The following is an 18,709-nucleotide window of genomic DNA, read 5'->3' as shown; positions in this document are numbered from 1 at the left end:
AGCCTGACGGCGGAGCGCCTGCAACGACGAACCCGTGGCGTGGACGAGGCGCTCTGGCAGGGTTCGACACACCGATGTGCGTCGTGCTCCTCCGCCGCGACCATCGGCGGCTCCTCCCGAGGGTCGCCGCCGATCGCCTCGGCACGGCACAGTAGGGGGATGCCCGAACTCCCCGAAGTGCACGCGCTCGCCCGCGACCTCGACGAGCGCCTCGGCGGCCGCGTGCTGGAGCGCCTCGACGTCTTCGCGATCTCCGCGCTGAAGACCGTGGCGATCCCGCCGTCCTCGCTCGTGGGGGAGACGGTGCACGGGGTGAGCCGGCACGGGAAGTTCCTCGATCTCGCGATCGGCGACGTGCACGTTCTGCTGCACCTGGCCCGCGCGGGCTGGGTGCGCTGGCGTCCCGAGCGGCCGACCGCGCCGGTGAAGCCGGGCCGTGGCCCGCTCGCCGCGCGCCTGATCCTCGACGACGGCTCCGGCTTCGACATCACCGAGGCCGGCACGAAGAAGAGCCTCGCGATCTCGATCGTCGAGGACCCGCGGGACGTGCCGGGCGTGGCCAGGCTCGGTCCCGATCCGCTCGACCCGGAGTTCACCCGCGAGATCCTCGGCGCGATCCTGGCCACCGCGGGCCGTGCCCAGCTCAAGGGCGTGCTGCGCGACCAGTCCCGGATCGCCGGGATCGGCAACGCCTACTCCGACGAGATCCTGCACGTCGCGCGGATGTCGCCGTTCAAGCCGGCGACACTCACGCCGGACGAGCTCGACCGCCTGTACACCGCGCTGCACTACACCCTGGAGGAGGCACTCGGCCGGGCCGAGGGGCTGCACGCCGCCGATCTCAAGCGCGAGAAGAAGCTCGGGATGCGGGTGCACGGCCGCACCGGCGAGGCCTGCCCGGTCTGCGGCGACACGATCCGCCAGGTGATCTACTCCGACTCGACGCTGCAGTACTGCCCCACCTGCCAGACCGGCGGGAAGCCGCTGGCCGACCGCGTCCTCTCCCGCCTGCTGAAGTAGCGCGCCATCGGCTCGGCGTGCTTGCCGCCGAGGACGTCCTCCTCGGCTCGGCTCGGAGCGGAGGAGCTCCGGTCAGACGTCGATGGTGCTGGTGGCGGACGGCAGACCCCATCCTTCGGTAGCGGAGGGATCCGGGCCCGGGAAGACCGGCCCTCGCACGATGGCGATCGTCGCGGAGAACGCGCCCCTCGGACTGGCACTGAGGCGTGTCACCGGGGGCCTGGAGGAGAAGGAGACCCAGAGGAGAGTGGTGCCGAAGGGGTAGCTCTCGATGGCCGCGTAGGATCCGGCGGGGAAGAGGAAGCGCCCGGAGCCGGGGCCCTCGGGTACGACGCCGGTCCCCCAGGACTCGACGTCGTGTTCGACCGTGATCCTGACCTCGACGTCCTCCGCGAGCACGATCTGCCCGGTGGCGGTCCGGTCCCCGTTCACGATGACCCTGGTCTGGAAGCTGCGGGGGTAGACCCTCGACAGGATGAGGCCGGCGAAGGTTCCGGTGCCGACCGGTGCGGGTGACGCGCTGGCGCCGGGAGCCGCTACGGCGGCGGCGACGACCGGAGTGGTCCATGCGGCGGCGACGGCGGTGCGGCGCGCGATGCCCGGGGGCTGAGACGAGCGGAGACCGTCGTCGTGGTGGTGGTCCTGCGTCATGGTGTGTCCTCGTCCTCATTCGAATCGCGGGGCCGCGCGGAGCGTTCCTGCGCCTGCATCACCTTCCCGAGGGGAGGTGGCGAGCGGCGAATCTCTGGCATCGATCGTGCCGCCTGGCGGGATCCGCCGGGGGCGCGGCCTCGGCGGCGACTCCGGCCGTTCGCCCACAGGCTCTTCGTGGAGGACCGGACCTCCTCCGATCGACGCCGCAGGACTGTCCGCTCGGCCCGACCTGCCGAACCGGCGAGACGTCGTCGGCCGACCGCGTCCTCTCCCGCCTGCTGAAGCAGCGCGCGGTCAGTTCGGCACTGTCGCCGTCGCGGATGTCGCTCCGAACTGCTGGGCGGCGCCGGGATCGGGCCCGAGGTAGACGGGGCCGCGGGTCAGGGTGGCTGTCGCGAGGAAACTGCCTTTCGGCTCTGCAGTGAGGAAGGACGTGTACGTCTGATTGAAGGAGACCGAGACGCTCTGGCTGCCGATCTGGTAGGTCCGGTTCACGGGGTAAGGGCCGACGGCGACGACCAGGCGGGCGGCCCGGGGCCCCATCGCGATGAGTCCGCTGTCCCAGCGCGAGACGTCGTGGTCGGTCGAGACGTCCACCCACGTCTCCTCCTCCAGCTGAACGCTCGACCCGGTCGTTCCGGTCGCGTTGATGTAGGCGGTGACGCCGAAGGTACCGGCGGCGTACGACGTGACCCTCACCCCGACGAAGGTGGAGGCGATCACCGGGGCGGGGGACGCCGAGGCGCCGGGAGCGGCGACCGCGGCGGCGACCACCGGGGTCGTCCACGCGACCATGACCGCGGTCCGCCGCGCGACTCCGGGCGAAGGGGGCGATCGGAGCTCGTCGTCGTGCGGGGGGTGCTCGTCGGGTGTCATCGGTCCTCGATCTCGTTCGCGGCGACCGGACGGCAGAGAGCTGCCCGGCTCGCCGGCCACTCTGCCGACGAGGGGCAGTGAGCGCCGAATCGGTGGCGCAGATCGTGCCGGTGGCTCGATCGGACGATCCCGAGCGCGCAGATCCTGGACGTCGGTGCCAGGGGCCGCGGGGCGGACCTCGGGCTCGTGGAACATCCCCCGGCTCGCTGGCCCGGTCCGTTCGGACGTGCCGGACGCAGCTCCGCGTGCCGGAGAGCCGCGCGGCTGATCTCCGGCGCGCGGAACACTCTCCGACGTGCGGAATCGACCGGTTCGAGCGTGCCGGAACGCGTCTCAGAACGTGAGGACGGCCACCGCGGACGGGCGGCCGTGGATGCCGGTCGCGTACGGGTCGGGACCTCGATAGGTGGGTCCCCGCGTCACCTTCGCCTCCACCGCGAATCGTCCCCGCGGCTCGGGGGCGAGCTCGCACACGGTCTGAGGCCCCGGGTACGGGGCGGTGACCACCACGCTCCTGGTGCGGACCGTGTAGCTCTCGACGGTGCGGTAGATCCCGGCGGGGATCGTGATCGTGCCGACCCGAGGCCCCTCGGGAACGATCCCGTCCGGCCAGACGGCGACGTCGTGGTCCGGTGAGTCGACGCGCACGACCGCGTCCTGGGGGAGGACGACCGGGGTCCCCGGAGTCCCGGTCCCGTTGAGGTACACCTCGACGCGGAAGGCCCGCGGGGACTCGCCGCCGAGGGAGGCGAGCCAGACGCCGAGGAAGGTGCCGTCCTCCTTCGGCGGCGTGGAGGCGGAGGCCGCAGGGGCGGCCACCGCGCCCGCGATCACCGGGACCGTCCAGGCGACCGCGAGCGCCGACCGGCGCCCGATCCCCGGTGGACGACCCCCGTCCAGTCCGGTCGTGTCGTCCCTCCGCGGGTCGTTCGTCATCGCGCTCCTCGTTCTCGTCTCGGCCGCGCGGCCCTGCGTCCTGGTGCGTCGACGTCCTCGTTCGAATCGCGGGTGCCGCGCGGAGCGTTCCAGCGCCGGCATCACCTTCTCGGTAGGAGGGAACGAGGGGCGAATCTCTGGCACCGATCGTGCCGCCTGGCGGGATTGCCGCGGAGCGCGGCCCCGGCGGCGACTCCGGCCGTCCGCCCACAGCCTCCTGGCGGAGGACGGAATCCGATCCGATCGACGCCGCAGAGCTGCCCGCTCCGCCCGATCTTCCGGACCCGCGACGCGTCGGAGGCCGACCGCGTCCTCTCCCAGCTGCTGCGCTGACCGCCGGCGATCGTCAGACCGTGATCATGATGGTCTGCGAGGGAAGCCCGTATCCCTGCGTGACGGACGGGTCGGGACCGGGGTAGACCGGTCCGCTCACCACAGCGACGGTCACGGGGAACGAGCCGGTCGGAGAGGAGGTCAGGCCGGAGGTCAGCTGTCCGAGTGGGTAGGCGACCGAGATGCGTCGTCCGTCGATGTCGTAGATGGCGGAGACCGAGTACGAGCCCGCAGGGACGAGCAGGCGGCCCGCTCGGGGGCTCTCTGCCACGATCCCGGATCCCCAGTACGCGACGTCGTGCCCCGCCGTGATCCGGATCTCCGCAGCGCGCTCGAGCACGATCGGCGACAAGGACGTCTGAGGGGCATTGAGGAACACCGCCGTCACGAAGACACCGGGGCGGTAGCCCTGAAGGGTCACACCCAGGAACGCTCCGCTTCCCGCAGGGGCGGGGGACGCCGAGGCGCCGGGAGCGGCGACCGCGGCGGCGACCACCGGGGTCGTCCACGCGGCCGTGACAGCGGTCCGCCGTGCGATGCCCGGCGGAGGGGAGGATCCGCGCTCGTCGTCGTGCGGGTGGCGCTCATCGGGTGTCATCGGTGTCCTCGTTCTCGTTCGCGTCGACTGGACGGCAGGGTGCGACCCGGCTCGCCGGCCACTCTGCCGACGAGGAGCGGGCGGCGCCGAATCGCTGGCGCAGATCATGCCGGTGGCTCGATCGGGCGATCTCGAGCGCACGGGTCCTGCCCGTCAGATCGTCACCGTCCCTCTGAAGGACGGACTCCCGTAGACGGACGTCACGATCGGGTCCGACCCGCGGTACAGGGGTCCGCGGGTGACGGCGGCCGAGACGGCGAAGCTGCCGGTGGGGGAAGCCGTGAGCCGACAGAAGAAGGCCCTCCTGGCGACCGCGGCGAGTCTTCCCTCGGTCTCGTAGGTGGTGGTGATCGGGTGCGAGCCGGCCGGGATCGAGACGTGCCCGGCGCGCGGACCGTCCGCCACGACGCCCTCGCCCCAGGAGGCGACGTCGTGCTCTGCGGTGACGTCCACGCGGACGTCCTCGCCGAAGACCAGGTCCGCCGTGGTCGTGGTCGTGGTCGTGGTCGCCGTCGTCGTGAGGAGGACGAGGACGACGAACCGGCCGTCGCCGGCACCGGCGCCGATCGACACTCCGGCGAACCCGCCGGCCGCGACCGGGGAGGCGGAGGCGCCGGGCGCGGCGACTGCGGCGGCGATCACCGGGGCGGACCAGGCGGCCGCGACCGCTGCGCGGCGTGCGACTCCCGTGGGGTGGATCGGCGGGCGAGGGCCGTCCTCCGGGTGCTGGCGGTCGGTCACACCGTGACCGTGTCTGTCGTGGACGACCGCCCGTAGGTGCCGAGCAGTGCGGCCGAGACGGTGTCGATCGGGCCGCTGGTCACCGTGCCCGACACCGGGAAGGTGCCGGTCGGTGAGTCGGTCAGGAGCACGGTGAAGGGACTCCGCGCCAACGCGACCGACACGTCGTGGCCGTCGCGCTGGTATCCGGTGTAGTTCGCGTACCGGCCGGCCGGAATGACGATCCGGTGCGTGCCGGGCCGGACCAGGCGGGCGAAGTCCGGCCATGCGACGGTGTCGTGCTCCAGGGTGATCTCCACCTGCCCTTCCTCCAGGAGCTCGACATCGGAGAGCAGGGGCGGGTTGCCCGGTCCGGTGGTCTGGAAGCGCGTCACGTAGAGATTGACCGCCACCTCCCGCGGGTTGAAGGAGCCGACGACCAGTCCGAGGACGACTCTCGCGTCGGCGACAGGACTCGGGGTCGACGCGGCGGCGCCCGGTGCCGCGACGGCAGCGGCGACCACGGGCGTGGTCCACGCGACCTCGATCAGCGATCTCCGTCGGACGCCGGCAGTGGTGGTCGCGGGACCGGGTCCCTGGGTGTGGTTCTGAGCTGTCATCGTCTCTCCTCGGGTCGTCGACCACCGTGGGGCCGCAGCGGGCCCACCGCGGCCGGGGTCTTCCCGGTGAGCGTTCCGGGTGCCGGCCGGATCCGCTAAGTCCGTGGCACGGATCGTCCGGCCTGTCCGATTCGCACCCCTCGCGCGGAGTCGCAAGGGCTCTTCCCTCGGGCGCGGCTCGGACCGCCCGCCCGGCGCTCGATTACACTGGACCAGCCATCAGCGGCGCCCGAGGGAGTCGCACGAACGAGATTTCCGAGGGAGCACCGTGTCCGGGCATTCCAAGTGGGCCACGACCAAGCACCAGAAGGCGATCAAGGACTCGCGCCGCGCGAAGTCCTTCGCCAAGCTGATCAAGAACATCGAGGTGGCCGCCAAGATCGGCGGCGCCGACATGTCCGGCAATCCGACGCTCGTCGACGCCGTGCAGAAGGCCAAGAAGACCTCCGTCCCGAACGACAACATCGACCGCGCGATCAAGCGCGGCGCCGGCCTCACCGGCGAGGTCATCGACTACACGACGATCATGTACGAGGCCTACGGCCCGAACGGTATCGCGCTGCTCGTCGAGTGCCTCACCGACAACAAGAACCGCGCCGCGGCGGACGTCCGCACCGCGATGACCCGCAACGGCGGCACCATGGCCGACCCGGGCAGCGTCGCCTACAACTTCGCGCGCAAGGGCGTCATCACCGTGCCGCACGGCGACGGCGTCACCGAGGACGACGTGCTCGGCGCGGTCCTCGACTTCGGCGTCGACGACGTCATCGACCACGGCGAGTCCTTCGAGGTCCGCACCGAGGCCGCCGAGCTGGTCCCGGCGCGCACGGCGCTCCAGGAGGCGGGCATCGACTACGACGCCGCCGACGTCGAGTTCGTCGCCTCGCTGCAGGTCGAGGCCGACGCGGAGACGGCGCGCAAGGTCTTCCGCCTGATCGACGCGCTCGAGGACTCGGACGACGTGCAGAACGTCTACACGAACCTCGACATCACGCCCGAGGTCCGGGCCGAGCTCGAGAACGACGAGGAGTGACCCGGTGACCCCGGCTCGTCCCGGGCGGACGCGCTGATGCGCGTCCTCGGGATCGACCCGGGGCTCACCCGGTGCGGCGTCGGCATCGTCGACGTCGGACGCGACCGCCGAGCGACGCTCGTGCACGTGAGCGTCCTGCGCACCCCGGCAGACGCGCCGCTCGAGCGCCGGCTGCTCGCCCTCGGCGACGGGATCGAGGCGCTGCTCGACGAGCACCGGCCCGACGCCGTGGCGATCGAGCGCGTCTTCGCGCAGAACAACGTCAGCACCGTGATGGGCATCGCCCAGATCAGCGGCGTCGCGCTGGTCGCGGCCGCCCGCCGCGACCTCGTCGTCGGCATGCACACGCCCAGCGAGGTCAAGGCCGCGGTCACCGGCTACGGCTCGGCCGACAAGCGCCAGGTCACCACGATGATCCAGCGCATCCTCCGGCTCGACGCCCCGCCGAAGCCGGCCGACGCGGCCGACGCCCTCGCCCTCGCCGTCTGTCACGCCTGGCGCGGGCCGATCGCCGCGGGCCCCGCCACGGCCGAGGCGGAGACCGCGGCGCAGCGGGCCTGGCGCGCCGCGGAGGCCGCCACTCGAACGCCTGTTCGAGCCTCTAGACTGACGCGGTGATCTCCTCCCTCCGCGGCACCGTCCTCTCCGCTCGCGGGAGCCTCGCCGTCGTCGACGTCCACGGCGTCGGCTACGCGGTCAACGTCACCCCGCAGCACGCGCTCGAGCTGCGGGTCGGCGACGAGACCGTGCTGACGACGACGCTGATCGTCCGCGAGGACTCGCTGACCCTCTACGGCTTCCCGGACGAGGAGCAGCTCGAGATCTTCGAGCTGCTGATCGGCGTCACCGGCGTCGGCCCCAAGTCCGCGCTGGGCGTGCTCGGCGCGGTCGAGCCCGAGCGCATCGCGCAGGCCGTCGCCGACGAGGACGACGCCGTCTTCCGCAAGGTCTCGGGCATCGGCCCCAAGACCGCGAAGCTCATCATCCTGTCGCTCGCGGGCAAGCTCGCCGTCCGCCCGCGCGCCGCCCGCGGCTCCGGGCCGGGTGCGACGGCCGCGCAGAGCGTGCTCTCGGCGCTCGTCGGCCTCGGCTGGCCCGAGCGCGTCGCCGCCGAGGTCGTCGACGAGATCCTGCTCGACGCCCAGGCGTCCGACGCGGCGAGCGTGCAGTCGCTGCTCCGCCTCGCCCTGGCTCGGCTCGGTCCGGCGGCGCGCTCGTGAGCGGCGACGACGTGATGGGTCCCGAGGTCGCCTCCGAGGCCGAGATCGCCTTCGAGGGCGCGCTGCGCCCGAAGAACCTCGGCGAGTTCGTCGGCCAGCGCAAGGTCCGCGGCCAGCTCGAGCTGCTGCTCAAGGCGGCCGCGATGCAGGGCCGCACGCCCGACCACATCCTGCTGGCCGGCCCGCCCGGCCTCGGCAAGACCACCCTCGCGATGATCGTGGCGGAGGAGAGCTCGTCACCGCTGAGGATGTCCAGCGGCCCCGCGATCCAGCACGCCGGCGACCTGGCCGCCGTGCTCTCCTCGCTGCTCCCCGGCGAGATCCTCTTCATCGACGAGATCCACCGCATGGCGCGCTCCGCAGAGGAGATGCTCTACCTCGCGATGGAGGACTTCCGGATCGACATCATGGTCGGCAAGGGCGCCGGCGCGACCTCCGTCCCCCTGGATCTCGCGCCGTTCACCCTCGTCGGCGCGACCACGCGCTCGGGCCTCCTGCCGAATCCGCTGCGCGACCGGTTCGGCTTCACCGCCCACCTCGAGTTCTACGCCGAGGACGAGCTGCGCCAGGTGCTGACCCGCGCCGCGCGGCTGCTCGACCTCGACATCGACGGCGAGGCGGTCGCCGAGATCGCCGGCCGCTGCCGGGGCACCCCGCGCATCGCGAACCGCCTGCTGCGCCGGGTCCGCGACTTCGCGCTCGTGCACGGCGGTCGCGCCGACGTCACCGCGGTCCGCGCCGCGCTCGACCTCTACGACGTCGACGAGCTCGGCCTCGACCGTCTCGACCGCGCCGTGATGGACATCGTGCTCACCCGCTTCGACGGCGGACCGGTCGGCCTCAACACGCTCGCGGTCTCCGTCGGCGAGGAGGCGGAGACGGTCGAGGCGGTCGTCGAGCCGTTCCTCGTCCGGATCGGGCTGCTCACCCGCACGCCCCGCGGGCGCGTCGCGACCCCGGCGGCGTGGCGCCACTTCGGCGTGGAACCGCGCGGGGGAGCCGCCTCGGCCTCCCAGCGGCCCCTGTTCGGAGATGACCTATAATCTTCAAGGCCCGACGGGCCGCTCGATCCGCATGCGCCACCCCTTGTGTGCGCGGCGGATCACCCTCAACTCCGGAAGGCTCACCCATGGATCCGACGATCATCCTGCTCGTCCTGCTTCTCGCCGTGATGATCATCTTCATGTTCCGCAACAACAAGAAGCGGCAGCGCGACGCGGAGAAGATGAAGTCCGGACTGGTCCCCGGTGTCGAGCTGATGACCGGCTCCGGCCTGTTCGGCACCGTCGTCTCGATCGACGACGACGAGAACAAGATCGTCATCGAGTCGACCCCCGGGACGCTCCTGACGATCCACCGCCAGGCCATCGCCCGCCTCATCGACCCGACCGAGAACGCGGTCGTCGCCGACGAGGACGAGGCCGAGTCCGTGGCGGCCGTGGAGTCGCCCGCGTTCGGCGAGCGCGACGCCGCGCACACGTCCGACCCGCTGGTCGACCCGGTCGAGCGCGACCGCAGGCCCGACGCGCAGTAGTCTCCAGGGCGGGCAGGGTGCATCGGCACCCCGCCCGCCCTTCCACGTCCGGGGTACGCCCCGGATCGAAGACCGTCGATCGGACGACAGGCGCGGCCCCCGGGGTCGGCGCCTGCGCGAGGATCGACGTCGACCGCAGAGCCAGCGTCGGCCGGAGAGCCGGCGCCGACCGAAGAAGAAGGTGAGCCCTGGGTGGCCGCATCAACCCCCGTCCGGAAGGCCCGGCGCTCGCTGAGCTGGCTCGGCGTCCTGATCCTCGCGCTCGTCGGCCTCAACGCCGCCGCCGTCGCCTTCGGCGGCGGCTCCTGGACGCCGAAGCTCGCGCTCGACCTCGAGGGCGGCACCCAGATCGTGCTCCAGCCCCAGCTCTCGGACGGCCAGACCGTCTCGTCCGAGCAGCTGACGCAGGCCGTCTCGATCATCCGCCAGCGGATCGACGCCGCGGGCGTCTCCGAGTCCGAGATCACGACCCAGGGCTCGAGCAACATCGTCGTCTCGATCCCGGGCACGCCGGACGACGCGACGCTGCAGCGCATCGAGGCCTCGGCGAAGCTCGACTTCCGCCCGGTGCTCGTCGCCAGCCAGGCGACCAACAGCTCGGTCGGCGGCGATTCGACCGCGTCGCCCACGCCGACCCCGGTCGACCCCTCGCTCGCCACCGAGCCGACGGCCGCGCCGACCAGCGCGAGCGACCTCGCCTACATCACGCCGGCGCTCGAGGCGCAGTACACCTCCTTCGACTGCGCGTTCCTGAACGACCAGGACCCGAACCTCGCGCCGGCCGATCAGCCCCTGATCACCTGCGATGACAACGACACGGCGAAGTACATCCTCGGCCCGGTCGAGATCACCGGTGAGGACATCTCCGACGCCTCGAACGGCCTGATGACGACGTCCTCCGGCGCCAGCACCGGCACCTGGGCGGTCAACCTCTCCTTCGACGACCAGGGCACCCAGGCCTTCGGCGACGTCACCTCGCGCCTCATCGGCCTGCAGGGGGCGCAGAACCAGTTCGCGATCGTCCTCGACGGCCGCGTCATCTCGGCGCCGTCCACCAACGCGGCGATCACCGACGGCAACGCGCAGATCTCCGGCTCCTTCACCCAGGAGTCGTCGAAGACCCTCGCCGACCAGCTGAAGTACGGCGCCCTGCCGATCGGCTTCCAGGTGCAGAGCTCGGACAGCATCTCCGCGACGCTCGGCTCCACCCAGCTCGCCAGCGGCCTGCTCGCGGGCCTGATCGGCCTCATCCTCGTCGTCGTCTACTCGATCGCCCAGTACCGCGTGCTCGGCGCGGTGACCATCGCGTCGCTGATGGTGGCGGCGATCGTCACCTATCTCGTCGTCACCCTGCTCTCCTGGCGGGAGGGACTCCGCCTCTCGCTCGCGGGAGTCGCGGGTCTGATCGTGGCCATCGGCATCACGGCGGACTCCTTCATCGTCTACTTCGAGCGGATCCGCGACGAGCTGCGCGACGGCCGCGGGCTCGAGTCCTCGGTCGAGGCCGGCTGGCGGCGCGCGCTGCGCACGATCTTCGCCTCCGACATGGTGAACCTGCTCGCCGCCGTCGTGCTCTTCGCCCTCGCGGTCGGCAGCGTCCGCGGCTTCGCGCTCACGCTCGGCATCACGACGCTGATCGACCTCGTGGTGGTGATCCTCTTCACCCACCCGATGCTCCAGCTGCTCGCGACGACCAAGTTCTTCTCCGAGGGGCACAAGGCCTCCGGGCTGGATCCGCGTGCACTCGGCGCGGTCTACCGCGGCCGAGCGGCGTTCCGCCCGCAGGACGCCGTGCTCGCCGGCAAGGGCGCCTCGGGCAAGGGCTCCTCCGCCGCCCGCGAGGCCGCCCGCCGCCAGACCATCGCCGAGCGCAAGGCCGCCGAGGCGGCCGCCGCGCGCAGCTCCTCGAACGACTCGAACGGGAAGGACGCGTGATGGCCAGCTTCTCGCAGTTCGGAAACGACCTCTACACCGGCAAGCGCTCGGTCGACTTCGTCGGCCGCCGGCGCACCTGGTACCTCATCTCGATCGCGATCATCCTGCTCACCGTGCTCGGCACGGCGGCGCGCGGTGGCTTCAACTTCAGCATCGAGTTCACCGGCGGCTCCGAGTTCACGGTCACCGCGCCGGAGAACCTGGACCAGACCGCCGCGACAGACGCCGTCACCTCGGTCTCGCCCGACGCGGTCCCGCGCGTCTCGATCGTCGGCGACGACTCGATCCGGGTGCAGACCAGCCAGCTGTCGACCGACGAGTCGACCCAGGTCCGCAACGCGCTGTCGGAGGCGTACTCCGTCCCGACGGAGCAGGTCGCGTCGTCCTTCATCGGCGCCGCCTGGGGCTCGGACGTCACGCAGCAGGCCGTCCGCGGCCTGATCATCTTCGTGATCCTGGCCGCCCTGGCGATGTGGGCCTACTTCCGGACCTGGAAGATGTCGCTCGCCGCGATCGTCGCGCTCCTGCACGACCTCGTGATCGTGGCCGGCGTCTACGGCATCACCGGGACCGAGGTCTCGCCGGCGGCGGTCATCGGCCTGCTGACGATCCTCGGCTACTCGCTCTACGACACGGTCGTCGTCTTCGACAAGATCCGCGAGAACACGGGGGAGGCGCTCGGCAGCACCACCAAGACCTTCTCCGAGACGGTCAACCTCGCCGAGAACCAGACGCTGGTGCGCTCGATCAACACCTCGATCGTCGCCGCCCTGCCGGTGGCCGCGATCCTCGTGATCGGCGCCTTCGTCCTCGGCGCCGGCACCCTCCGCGACATCTCGCTCGCGCTGCTCATCGGCATCATCGTCGGCACGTACTCGACGATCTTCGTGGCGGCCCCGCTCTACGCCCAGCTGCGCAGCGGCGAGGCCGAGATCGCCAAGCACGACAAGCGGGTCGTCTCGGCACGCGAGCGCGCCACGACCCCCGTCGTGCAGGGCTGATTGTGGCCGACTACGCACAGGTCACCGCCGCGGACGCGATCGGACTCGTCGAGCGCGACGAGGTCTGGCTGCTCGACGTGCGCGAGCCGCACGAGTGGGCGCTCGGGCACGCTCCGGCGGCGCACCACATCCCGATGGGCAGCATCGGCGAGCGGCAGGACGAGCTCCCTCGCGACGCGGCGATCCTCGTCGTCTGCCACTCCGGCGTCCGCTCGGCCATGGTCGTCCAGGCGCTCGACGGCGCCGGCTACGAGACGGCGAACATCGAGGCCGGGATGACCGCCTGGGCGGCCGCCGGCGGCGACGTCGTCGACGACGAGGGACGCCCGGGCCGGATCGACTGACCGCGGGCCTGTCCGCTCCCGGCGGACCGGTCACGCGGCGCCCGCGCGACGGGCGATAATGAGGCGATGGAGATCTCCGCGTGAGCGACACCACGACCACGTCCTCGACCGCCGCCCTGCGCCGGCTGGTCCCGCGGATCTTCTCGCGCGCGCAGCCGTCCGGCGCGGTCGACACGCTCGTCCGGACCGTGCGCACGCACCACCCCAAGAGCGACATCGCGCTGATCGAGCGGGCCTACTCGGTCGCCGAGAGGGCGCACGCGAACCAGAAGCGCCGCAGCGGCGAGCCGTACATCACGCATCCGCTGGCCGTCGCGCAGATCCTCGCCGACCTCGGCATCGGCTCGAAGACCATCGCCGCCGCGCTGCTGCACGACACAGTGGAGGACACCGACTACAAGCTCGACGAGCTGCGCGCCGACTTCGGCGACGAGGTCGCGATGCTGGTCGACGGCGTCACCAAGCTCGACAAGGTCAAGTACGGCGACAGCGCGCAGGCCGAGACCGTCCGCAAGATGATCGTGGCGATGTCGAAGGACATCCGCGTTCTGATCATCAAGCTGGCCGACCGCCTGCACAACGCGCGCACCTGGGGCTTCGTCCCCGCCGAGTCCGCGGCCCGCAAGGCGACCGAGACCCTCGAGATCTACGCGCCGCTGGCGAACCGCCTCGGCATCCAGGCGATCAAGTGGGAGCTCGAGGACCTGTCCTTCGCGGTGCTCTACCCCAAGATCTACAACGAGATCGAGAGCCTCGTGAAGGTGCGGACCCCGCAGCGCGAGGAGTTCGTCCAGAGCATCATCGACCTCATCGGCGAGGACCTGCGGGCGGGCAAGATCCGCGGCCGCGTCGTCGGCCGGCCGAAGCAGTACTACTCGATCTACCAGAAGATGGTGGTCCGCGGCCGCGACTTCGATGAGATCTACGACCTGGTCGGCATCCGCGTCCTGGTCAACTCGGTGCGCGACTGCTACGCCGTGCTCGGCTCGATCCACGCGCGCTGGAGCCCGATGCCCGGGCGCTTCAAGGACTACATCGCGACTCCCAAGTTCAACCTGTACCAGTCGCTGCACACCACGGTGATCGGGCCGAAGGGCCGCGCGGTCGAGATCCAGATCCGCACCAACGAGATGCACCAGCACGCCGAGTTCGGCATCGCGGCGCACTGGAAGTACAAGGAGCAGATGGCGACGGGCAAGGTCGCCTCCGGTTCGAACGACACCGACCTCGCCTGGCTCGCGCACCTGTCCGACTGGCAGTCCGAGACGACCGACCCGAACGAGTTCCTCGACTCCCTCCGCTTCGAGATCGGTGCGAAGGAGGTCTACGTCTTCACGCCCAAGGGCCGTGTGATCGGCCTGCCGACCGGCGCGACCCCGGTCGACTTCGCCTACGCCGTGCACACCGAGGTCGGCCACCGCACCATGGGCGCGAAGGTCAACGGTCGCCTCGTGCCTCTTGAGTCCTCGCTGACCACCGGCGACGTCGTCGAGGTCTTCACCTCGAAGAACCCCGACTCCGGCCCGAGCCAGGACTGGCTGAACTTCGTGCAGAGCCCGCGGGCCCGCAACAAGATCCGCCAGTGGTTCACCAAGGAGCGCCGCGACGAGGCGATCGAGCAGGGCAAGGACTCCATCGCGCGGGCCATGCGCAAGCAGAACCTGCCGCTGCAGAAGCTGATGAGCCAGGACACCTTCACCGAGGTGGCCAGTCAGCTCCGCTACAACGACGTCGAGGCGCTCTACGCCGCGGTCGGCGAGGGGCACGTCTCCACCCAGTCGGTGCTGGAGAAGGTCGTCGCGACCATCCAGGGCGACCCGGAGTCGGACGAGCACGAGGTCACCCTCCCGCGCTCCCCGCGTCCGCGCAGCCGCAGCAGCGAGTCCGGGGTCCTGGTCAAGGGCGCACCGGACATCCTGGTCAAGCTGGCGAAGTGCTGCACCCCGGTGCCGGGCGATCAGATCGTCGGCTTCGTCACCCGCGGCGCCGGCGTCTCGGTGCACCAGGCCAACTGCCACAACGTGCAGGAGCTGCTCAAGGAGCCGGAGCGGATCGTCGACGTCGAGTGGGCGCCGTCCTCGAAGAGCATCTTCCTGGTGCAGATCCAGGTCGAGGCGCTCGACCGGTCCGGCCTGCTCAGCGACGTGACGCGCGTGCTCTCCGAGCACCACGTGAACATCCTGTCGGCCACGGTCTCCACCTCCAGCGACCGACTTGCCATCAGCCGGTTCGTGTTCGAGATGGGCGACACCACGCACCTCGACCGGGTGCTCAACGCCGTCCGCAGGATCGACGCCGTCTACGACGTCTACCGGGTGAACGCGGGCTGATCGGCCGGCGCGGCCGGCCTGGAGCGAGGCTCCGTGCCGGGTCAGCCGAGGGCCGCGGTCAGGCGGAGCAGGGCGATCCGGCGGCTCGAGACGGGAGGGCCGCTGTCCAATCGCTCGAGCACCCGCTCGAGCGAGACGCCGGTGACGGACACCAGGCTGCGCAGGAGATCGTCGTCGCAGGTGCTGCGGGTGCGCGCCAGATCGATCAGGGTGCGCTCGGGGGTCGTGACGGAGCAGCCGCCGAGGAGCACGACGTCCTCGTCGGTGAGCCGGACCTCGTGGAAGCGCACCCGCGCGAGCATCGGCGGGTGCAGCCGGTTCCGTCGGTCGATGGAGGCGCTGTGCACCGGGGGAGCGGCGGGCATCGCGCCGTGCACCCAGGCGGCCGACAGCCGGTCCGCCACCGCCTTCGCCGGGACGACCGCCCGCAGCGCCGCCCCGCGCTCGGCCGGGCCGACCGGCAGATCGGCGAGGAGGAAGCCCTCGTCGAGCGCGACGACCTCGCCGTCGAGACGGGCGGCGCAGAGCTCCGCGAGCGGCAGCTGCCCCGGGAGCAGCACGGAGGGGAGGAGGCGCGTCATCCGCCCATGCTGGCCGAGCCGCCGTCCCCGCGGGACAGCCGCGGCACATCTGTGGACGGATCCGCCCGAGCCGGCGTCGTGCGGTTCCCGCCGGCGAGCGGTGGGTCTCGATACGCCGCCTCCGGCGGCTACTCGACCAGCATGCCGGTCAAGGACGCGTGCTCATGCTGATCGAGTAGCCCGCGCAGCGGGCGTATCGAGATCAACGTCGTCCGAGGGGTGGGTCTCGATACGCCGCTTCCGGCGGCTACTCGACCAGCATGCCGGTCACGGACGCTTGTTCATGCTGATCGAGTAGCCCGCGCCGCGGGCGTATCGAGATCCACCTCGCTCGAGGAGTGGTTCTCGGTGCACCCGGGATCAGCCGAGGGCGTCCAGCCACACCTTGCGGGCGTCGAGGGCCTCCTGCGCCTGGGCGATGGCGGCGCGGTCGCCGCGGGCCTTCGCCTCGTCGAGCTCGTCCTGCAGCTTCTGGATGGCGGCGGTCAGCTGCGAGGCGAGACCCTCCGAGCGCGCCTTGCGCTCGGGGTTGCTGCGGTTCCAGTGCTCCTCGTCGAGCTTGCGCACGTGCGCCTCGACCTTGCGGAGGCGGTCCTCGACGGTGCGCACCTGCTCGCGCGGCACGCGGCCGACGGCGTCCCAGCGCTCCTGGACGGAGAGCAGCACGCGCTTGGCCTTCTCGCGGTCCTGCTCCTGCAGGAGCGGCTCGGCCTCCTCGAGGAGGGCGAGCTTGAGGTCGAGGTTCTCGGTGTACTCGACGCTCTCCTGCGCGACGGCCTCGGCCTTCGCGCCGTAGATCGCGTCGCCGGCGGCCTTGAAGCGCGCCCAGAGGGCGTCGTCGAACCGCTTGCCGGCGCGACCGGCGACCCGCCAGCGCTCGAGGAGCGCCCGGTACTCCGGGATCGCCTCGGCGCCGCGCGAGACCAGGGCGTCGGCCTGGTCGATCAGCGACTGCTTCGCCTGCTTGGCCTCGCGGTGCGCCGAGTCGAGGTCGGCGAAGAACGCCTTGCGGTTCTGCTCGATCGTCGTGCGCGCCCCGCGGAAGCGGCGCCACAGCTCGTTGGCGTCGTTCTTGGGGAGGCGCGGACCCTGCTGCTGGTGGCTCTGCCAGCGGGCGAAGAGGTCGTCGATCGCGGCGCTGGCCTGCTTCCACTGCGTCTTCGCCGGGTCGACGGCGGCCAGCGCCTCGGCCTCGGCGACGATCGCCTCGCGGTGCGCGATCGCGTCGCTGAGAGCGGCCTTCGTCTCGGCGGCCTGCTGCTCGGTCAGATCCTCGACCGAACCGCTCAGCGCGCTGACGCGGGCCTGCAGGGCGGCGAGGTCGCCGACGGCGTGCGCCTGCGAGATGGCCGCGGTGAGCGTCTGCACCCCGCGCGACACGTCGTTCGCCGGAGCGCCGCGCTTGGCCCGCTGCTCGAGCAGGGAGACCTGCCCGGCGAGCTCGGTGTACTTGCGCTCGTAGTAGGCGAGGGCCTCCTCGGGAGTCGCGTCGGGGTACTGGCCGACCTCGCGCTCCTCGTCGCCGACGCGGACGTAGACCGTGCCGTCGTCGCCCACGCGGCCCCACGGCTGCCGGGCGCCCGCCTGCGGGCGGGGAGCCGTCGGGACGGCGGGAGGCACCGCGCCCTCGGGAGTCGTCGCCTCCTCGGAGGTCGAGGCCTCGTCGGAAGTCACCGCCTCGTCGGAAGTCACCGCCTCGTCGGAGGGCACCGCCTCGACGGTGGTCGCTGCCTCCTCGGGTGCCGCCACGTCGTCGGAGGTCGCCGCCTCGGCCGTCTCGGATCCGGACGTCGCCGCCTCGGGGGAGTCCTCTCCCGTCTCGGGAGCGTCCGTCTCGGCCGGGCCGTCGGCGCCCTCGGGGGCGCCGGTGCTCTCGGGAGCGTCGGTCGTCTCGGAGGACGCGCTGTCGTCGGGTGACACGGTGCCGGGGGTGGACACGGTGTCGATGTCGCCGTCTGGAGTCAGCATCGGGTGCCGCCTTTCGCTGTCGTCCCGCCCCTCGGCCTCGGTGCTCGACAGCCGGAGGCCGACGACCGCGCTCAGCCGCGAACGGGCAGTGACGACAAGCCTATTGCACTCCCCGCGCCCCCGTTCGTCCGCGGTCCCGCGGGTCGTGCGCGCCGCTCGCCGGCGGCGCGCACGAGGGCTACTGCAGCGTGATGCCGCCGATCGTGACCGGCTCGGCGGGAGCGCCGTCGCCGGAGCCGTCCGCTGTGCCCTTCGCGACCACGTCGGCGATCAGCGCATCGAGACCCGAGGTGACCTGCCCGACCACCGTGTAGCCGCCCGCCGCGTCCTCGGGGAGCTGGGTGTCCTGGTAGACGACGAAGAACTGGCTGCCCTGGCTGTAGCCGTTGCCGCCCTGGCGAGCCATGGCGATCGTGCCCGCGGGGTAGACGCCGTCGGCGGGCGCGTTCTCGACGGGTCCGTAGCTGTAGCCGGGGCCGCCGGTGCCGTCGCCGTTCGGGTCACCGCACTGCAGGACGTAGAGGCCCTCGGTGGTCAGGCGGTGGCAGGAGACGCCGTCGTAGAAGCCGGACTGCGACAGGGAGAGGAAGGAGGAGACGGCCTGCGGGGCAGCCGCGCCGGCCAGGGTGATGCCGAGCTCGTCGCTGTTGATCGACATCGTGCCGGTCCAGTCGCGGCCCTCGGCGAGGTCGGCGGAGGGGACGTCTCCGGTGTTCTGGCCGGTCGCCTCGGGGGTCGGCGTGGGGGTCGCGCTCTCGGAGGACGTCGGCTCGGCGACCGGGGTGCCCGGGCCGCCGGAGAAATAGAGGAGTTGTGCGACGACCGCGAGGGCGATCACGATGACGCCCGCGACGGCCGCGATCACGTTGTCGCGGACCCGGCGCTTGGCGCGCGTGCGGTGCAGGGTCTGCCGCGCCTGATAGGCCCTCAGCCGGGTGCGCGCCTCGCGATCGTTCGTCCTGCCCTGGGCCACGTGTTCCTCCGCCGTCGTGCGTCGCGCCTGCGT

Annotated in this window: 19 protein-coding genes; 10 read left to right on the top strand and 9 right to left on the bottom strand. The window is 71.8% G+C overall.

Going from position 1 to position 18,709, the window contains the following annotated elements; translation table 11 throughout:
* Window positions 1–159: 159 nt before the first annotated feature.
* Window positions 160–1,020, top strand: a complete 861-nt coding sequence (locus EDF35_RS12800; RefSeq protein WP_133962577.1) for a DNA-formamidopyrimidine glycosylase family protein — start codon at window positions 160–162, stop codon at window positions 1,018–1,020.
* A gap of 72 nt (window positions 1,021–1,092) precedes the next feature.
* Here the strand turns inward: EDF35_RS12800 and EDF35_RS12795 are convergent, their stop codons facing one another.
* The 6 genes from EDF35_RS12795 to EDF35_RS12770 form a co-directional block, all read right to left on the bottom strand.
* Window positions 1,093–1,671 carry a hypothetical protein gene (locus tag EDF35_RS12795; RefSeq protein WP_133962576.1) on the bottom strand — a complete coding sequence of 193 codons (579 nt, stop codon included), beginning with the start codon at window positions 1,669–1,671 and terminating at the stop codon, window positions 1,093–1,095.
* Between the two features lie 297 nt (window positions 1,672–1,968).
* Complete coding sequence (locus EDF35_RS12790; RefSeq protein ID WP_133962575.1) at window positions 1,969–2,469, bottom strand: hypothetical protein; 501 nt, start codon at window positions 2,467–2,469, stop codon at window positions 1,969–1,971.
* Window positions 2,470–2,883: 414 nt separating this feature from the next.
* Window positions 2,884–3,486, bottom strand: a complete 603-nt coding sequence (locus EDF35_RS12785) for a hypothetical protein (protein ID WP_123704443.1) — start codon at window positions 3,484–3,486, stop codon at window positions 2,884–2,886.
* 346 nt (window positions 3,487–3,832) lie between these two features.
* Window positions 3,833–4,417 (bottom strand): hypothetical protein, encoded by a 585-nt coding sequence (locus EDF35_RS12780; protein ID WP_133962574.1) that lies wholly within the window; start codon window positions 4,415–4,417, stop codon window positions 3,833–3,835.
* A 153-nt stretch (window positions 4,418–4,570) separates the two neighbouring features.
* Complete coding sequence (locus tag EDF35_RS12775) at window positions 4,571–5,158, bottom strand: hypothetical protein (protein ID WP_123704439.1); 588 nt, start codon at window positions 5,156–5,158, stop codon at window positions 4,571–4,573.
* The gene (locus tag EDF35_RS12770; RefSeq protein WP_133962573.1) at window positions 5,155–5,757 is read right to left on the bottom strand and encodes a hypothetical protein; all 603 of its coding nucleotides are present in this window, start codon (window positions 5,755–5,757) and stop codon (window positions 5,155–5,157) included. The genes EDF35_RS12775 and EDF35_RS12770 overlap by 4 nt, the downstream gene beginning before the upstream one ends.
* Window positions 5,758–6,025: 268 nt before the next feature.
* Here EDF35_RS12770 and EDF35_RS12765 point away from each other — a divergent pair, with 268 nt between their 5' ends.
* From EDF35_RS12765 to EDF35_RS12725, 9 genes are all read left to right on the top strand, one after another.
* A complete protein-coding gene (locus EDF35_RS12765; RefSeq protein WP_123446193.1) occupies window positions 6,026–6,790 on the top strand; it encodes a YebC/PmpR family DNA-binding transcriptional regulator in 765 nt (254 codons plus the stop codon).
* A gap of 36 nt (window positions 6,791–6,826) precedes the next feature.
* Window positions 6,827–7,408: a crossover junction endodeoxyribonuclease RuvC gene (ruvC, locus tag EDF35_RS12760; protein WP_133962572.1), complete on the top strand. Its 582-nt coding sequence runs from the start codon at window positions 6,827–6,829 to the stop codon at window positions 7,406–7,408.
* On the top strand, window positions 7,405–8,010 hold the full coding sequence (gene ruvA / locus EDF35_RS12755; RefSeq protein WP_123704431.1) for a Holliday junction branch migration protein RuvA: 606 nt from the start codon (window positions 7,405–7,407) through the stop codon (window positions 8,008–8,010). Before ruvC ends, ruvA begins: the two co-directional genes overlap by 4 nt.
* Before the next feature lie 14 nt (window positions 8,011–8,024).
* On the top strand, window positions 8,025–9,053 hold the full coding sequence (gene ruvB, locus EDF35_RS12750; protein WP_133962750.1) for a Holliday junction branch migration DNA helicase RuvB: 1,029 nt from the start codon (window positions 8,025–8,027) through the stop codon (window positions 9,051–9,053).
* 86 nt (window positions 9,054–9,139) lie between these two features.
* Window positions 9,140–9,544, top strand: a complete 405-nt coding sequence (gene yajC, locus EDF35_RS12745) for a preprotein translocase subunit YajC (RefSeq protein ID WP_123704427.1) — start codon at window positions 9,140–9,142, stop codon at window positions 9,542–9,544.
* A 192-nt stretch (window positions 9,545–9,736) separates the two neighbouring features.
* A complete protein-coding gene (gene secD, locus EDF35_RS12740; protein ID WP_132436286.1) occupies window positions 9,737–11,479 on the top strand; it encodes a protein translocase subunit SecD in 1,743 nt (580 codons plus the stop codon).
* Entirely contained in the window at window positions 11,479–12,480 is a 1,002-nt protein-coding gene (secF, locus tag EDF35_RS12735; RefSeq protein WP_133962571.1) for a protein translocase subunit SecF, read from the top strand. Before secD ends, secF begins: the two co-directional genes overlap by 1 nt.
* A gap of 2 nt (window positions 12,481–12,482) precedes the next feature.
* Window positions 12,483–12,824, top strand: coding sequence for a rhodanese-like domain-containing protein (locus tag EDF35_RS12730; RefSeq protein ID WP_133962570.1), 342 nt, complete (start codon window positions 12,483–12,485; stop codon window positions 12,822–12,824).
* A gap of 80 nt (window positions 12,825–12,904) precedes the next feature.
* Window positions 12,905–15,154 (top strand): bifunctional (p)ppGpp synthetase/guanosine-3',5'-bis(diphosphate) 3'-pyrophosphohydrolase, encoded by a 2,250-nt coding sequence (locus EDF35_RS12725; RefSeq protein ID WP_123446201.1) that lies wholly within the window; start codon window positions 12,905–12,907, stop codon window positions 15,152–15,154.
* A gap of 41 nt (window positions 15,155–15,195) precedes the next feature.
* Here the strand turns inward: EDF35_RS12725 and EDF35_RS12720 are convergent, their stop codons facing one another.
* From EDF35_RS12720 to EDF35_RS12710, 3 genes are all read right to left on the bottom strand, one after another.
* Window positions 15,196–15,735 carry a type IV toxin-antitoxin system AbiEi family antitoxin gene (locus EDF35_RS12720; protein ID WP_133962569.1) on the bottom strand — a complete coding sequence of 180 codons (540 nt, stop codon included), beginning with the start codon at window positions 15,733–15,735 and terminating at the stop codon, window positions 15,196–15,198.
* Window positions 15,736–16,095: 360 nt separating this feature from the next.
* Window positions 16,096–17,703: a DUF349 domain-containing protein gene (locus EDF35_RS12715; RefSeq protein ID WP_133962568.1), complete on the bottom strand. Its 1,608-nt coding sequence runs from the start codon at window positions 17,701–17,703 to the stop codon at window positions 16,096–16,098.
* Window positions 17,704–17,881: 178 nt separating this feature from the next.
* Window positions 17,882–18,676 carry a peptidylprolyl isomerase gene (locus EDF35_RS12710; RefSeq protein ID WP_123704418.1) on the bottom strand — a complete coding sequence of 265 codons (795 nt, stop codon included), beginning with the start codon at window positions 18,674–18,676 and terminating at the stop codon, window positions 17,882–17,884.
* Window positions 18,677–18,709: the final 33 nt, after the last annotated feature.

This window comes from Rathayibacter sp. PhB151 (genome assembly GCF_004366415.1).
Lineage (GTDB): Bacteria > Actinomycetota > Actinomycetes > Actinomycetales > Microbacteriaceae > Rathayibacter > Rathayibacter festucae.
The sequence above is the reverse complement of the archived record's forward strand: the minus strand, read 5'-3'. Positions and strand labels throughout refer to the sequence as shown.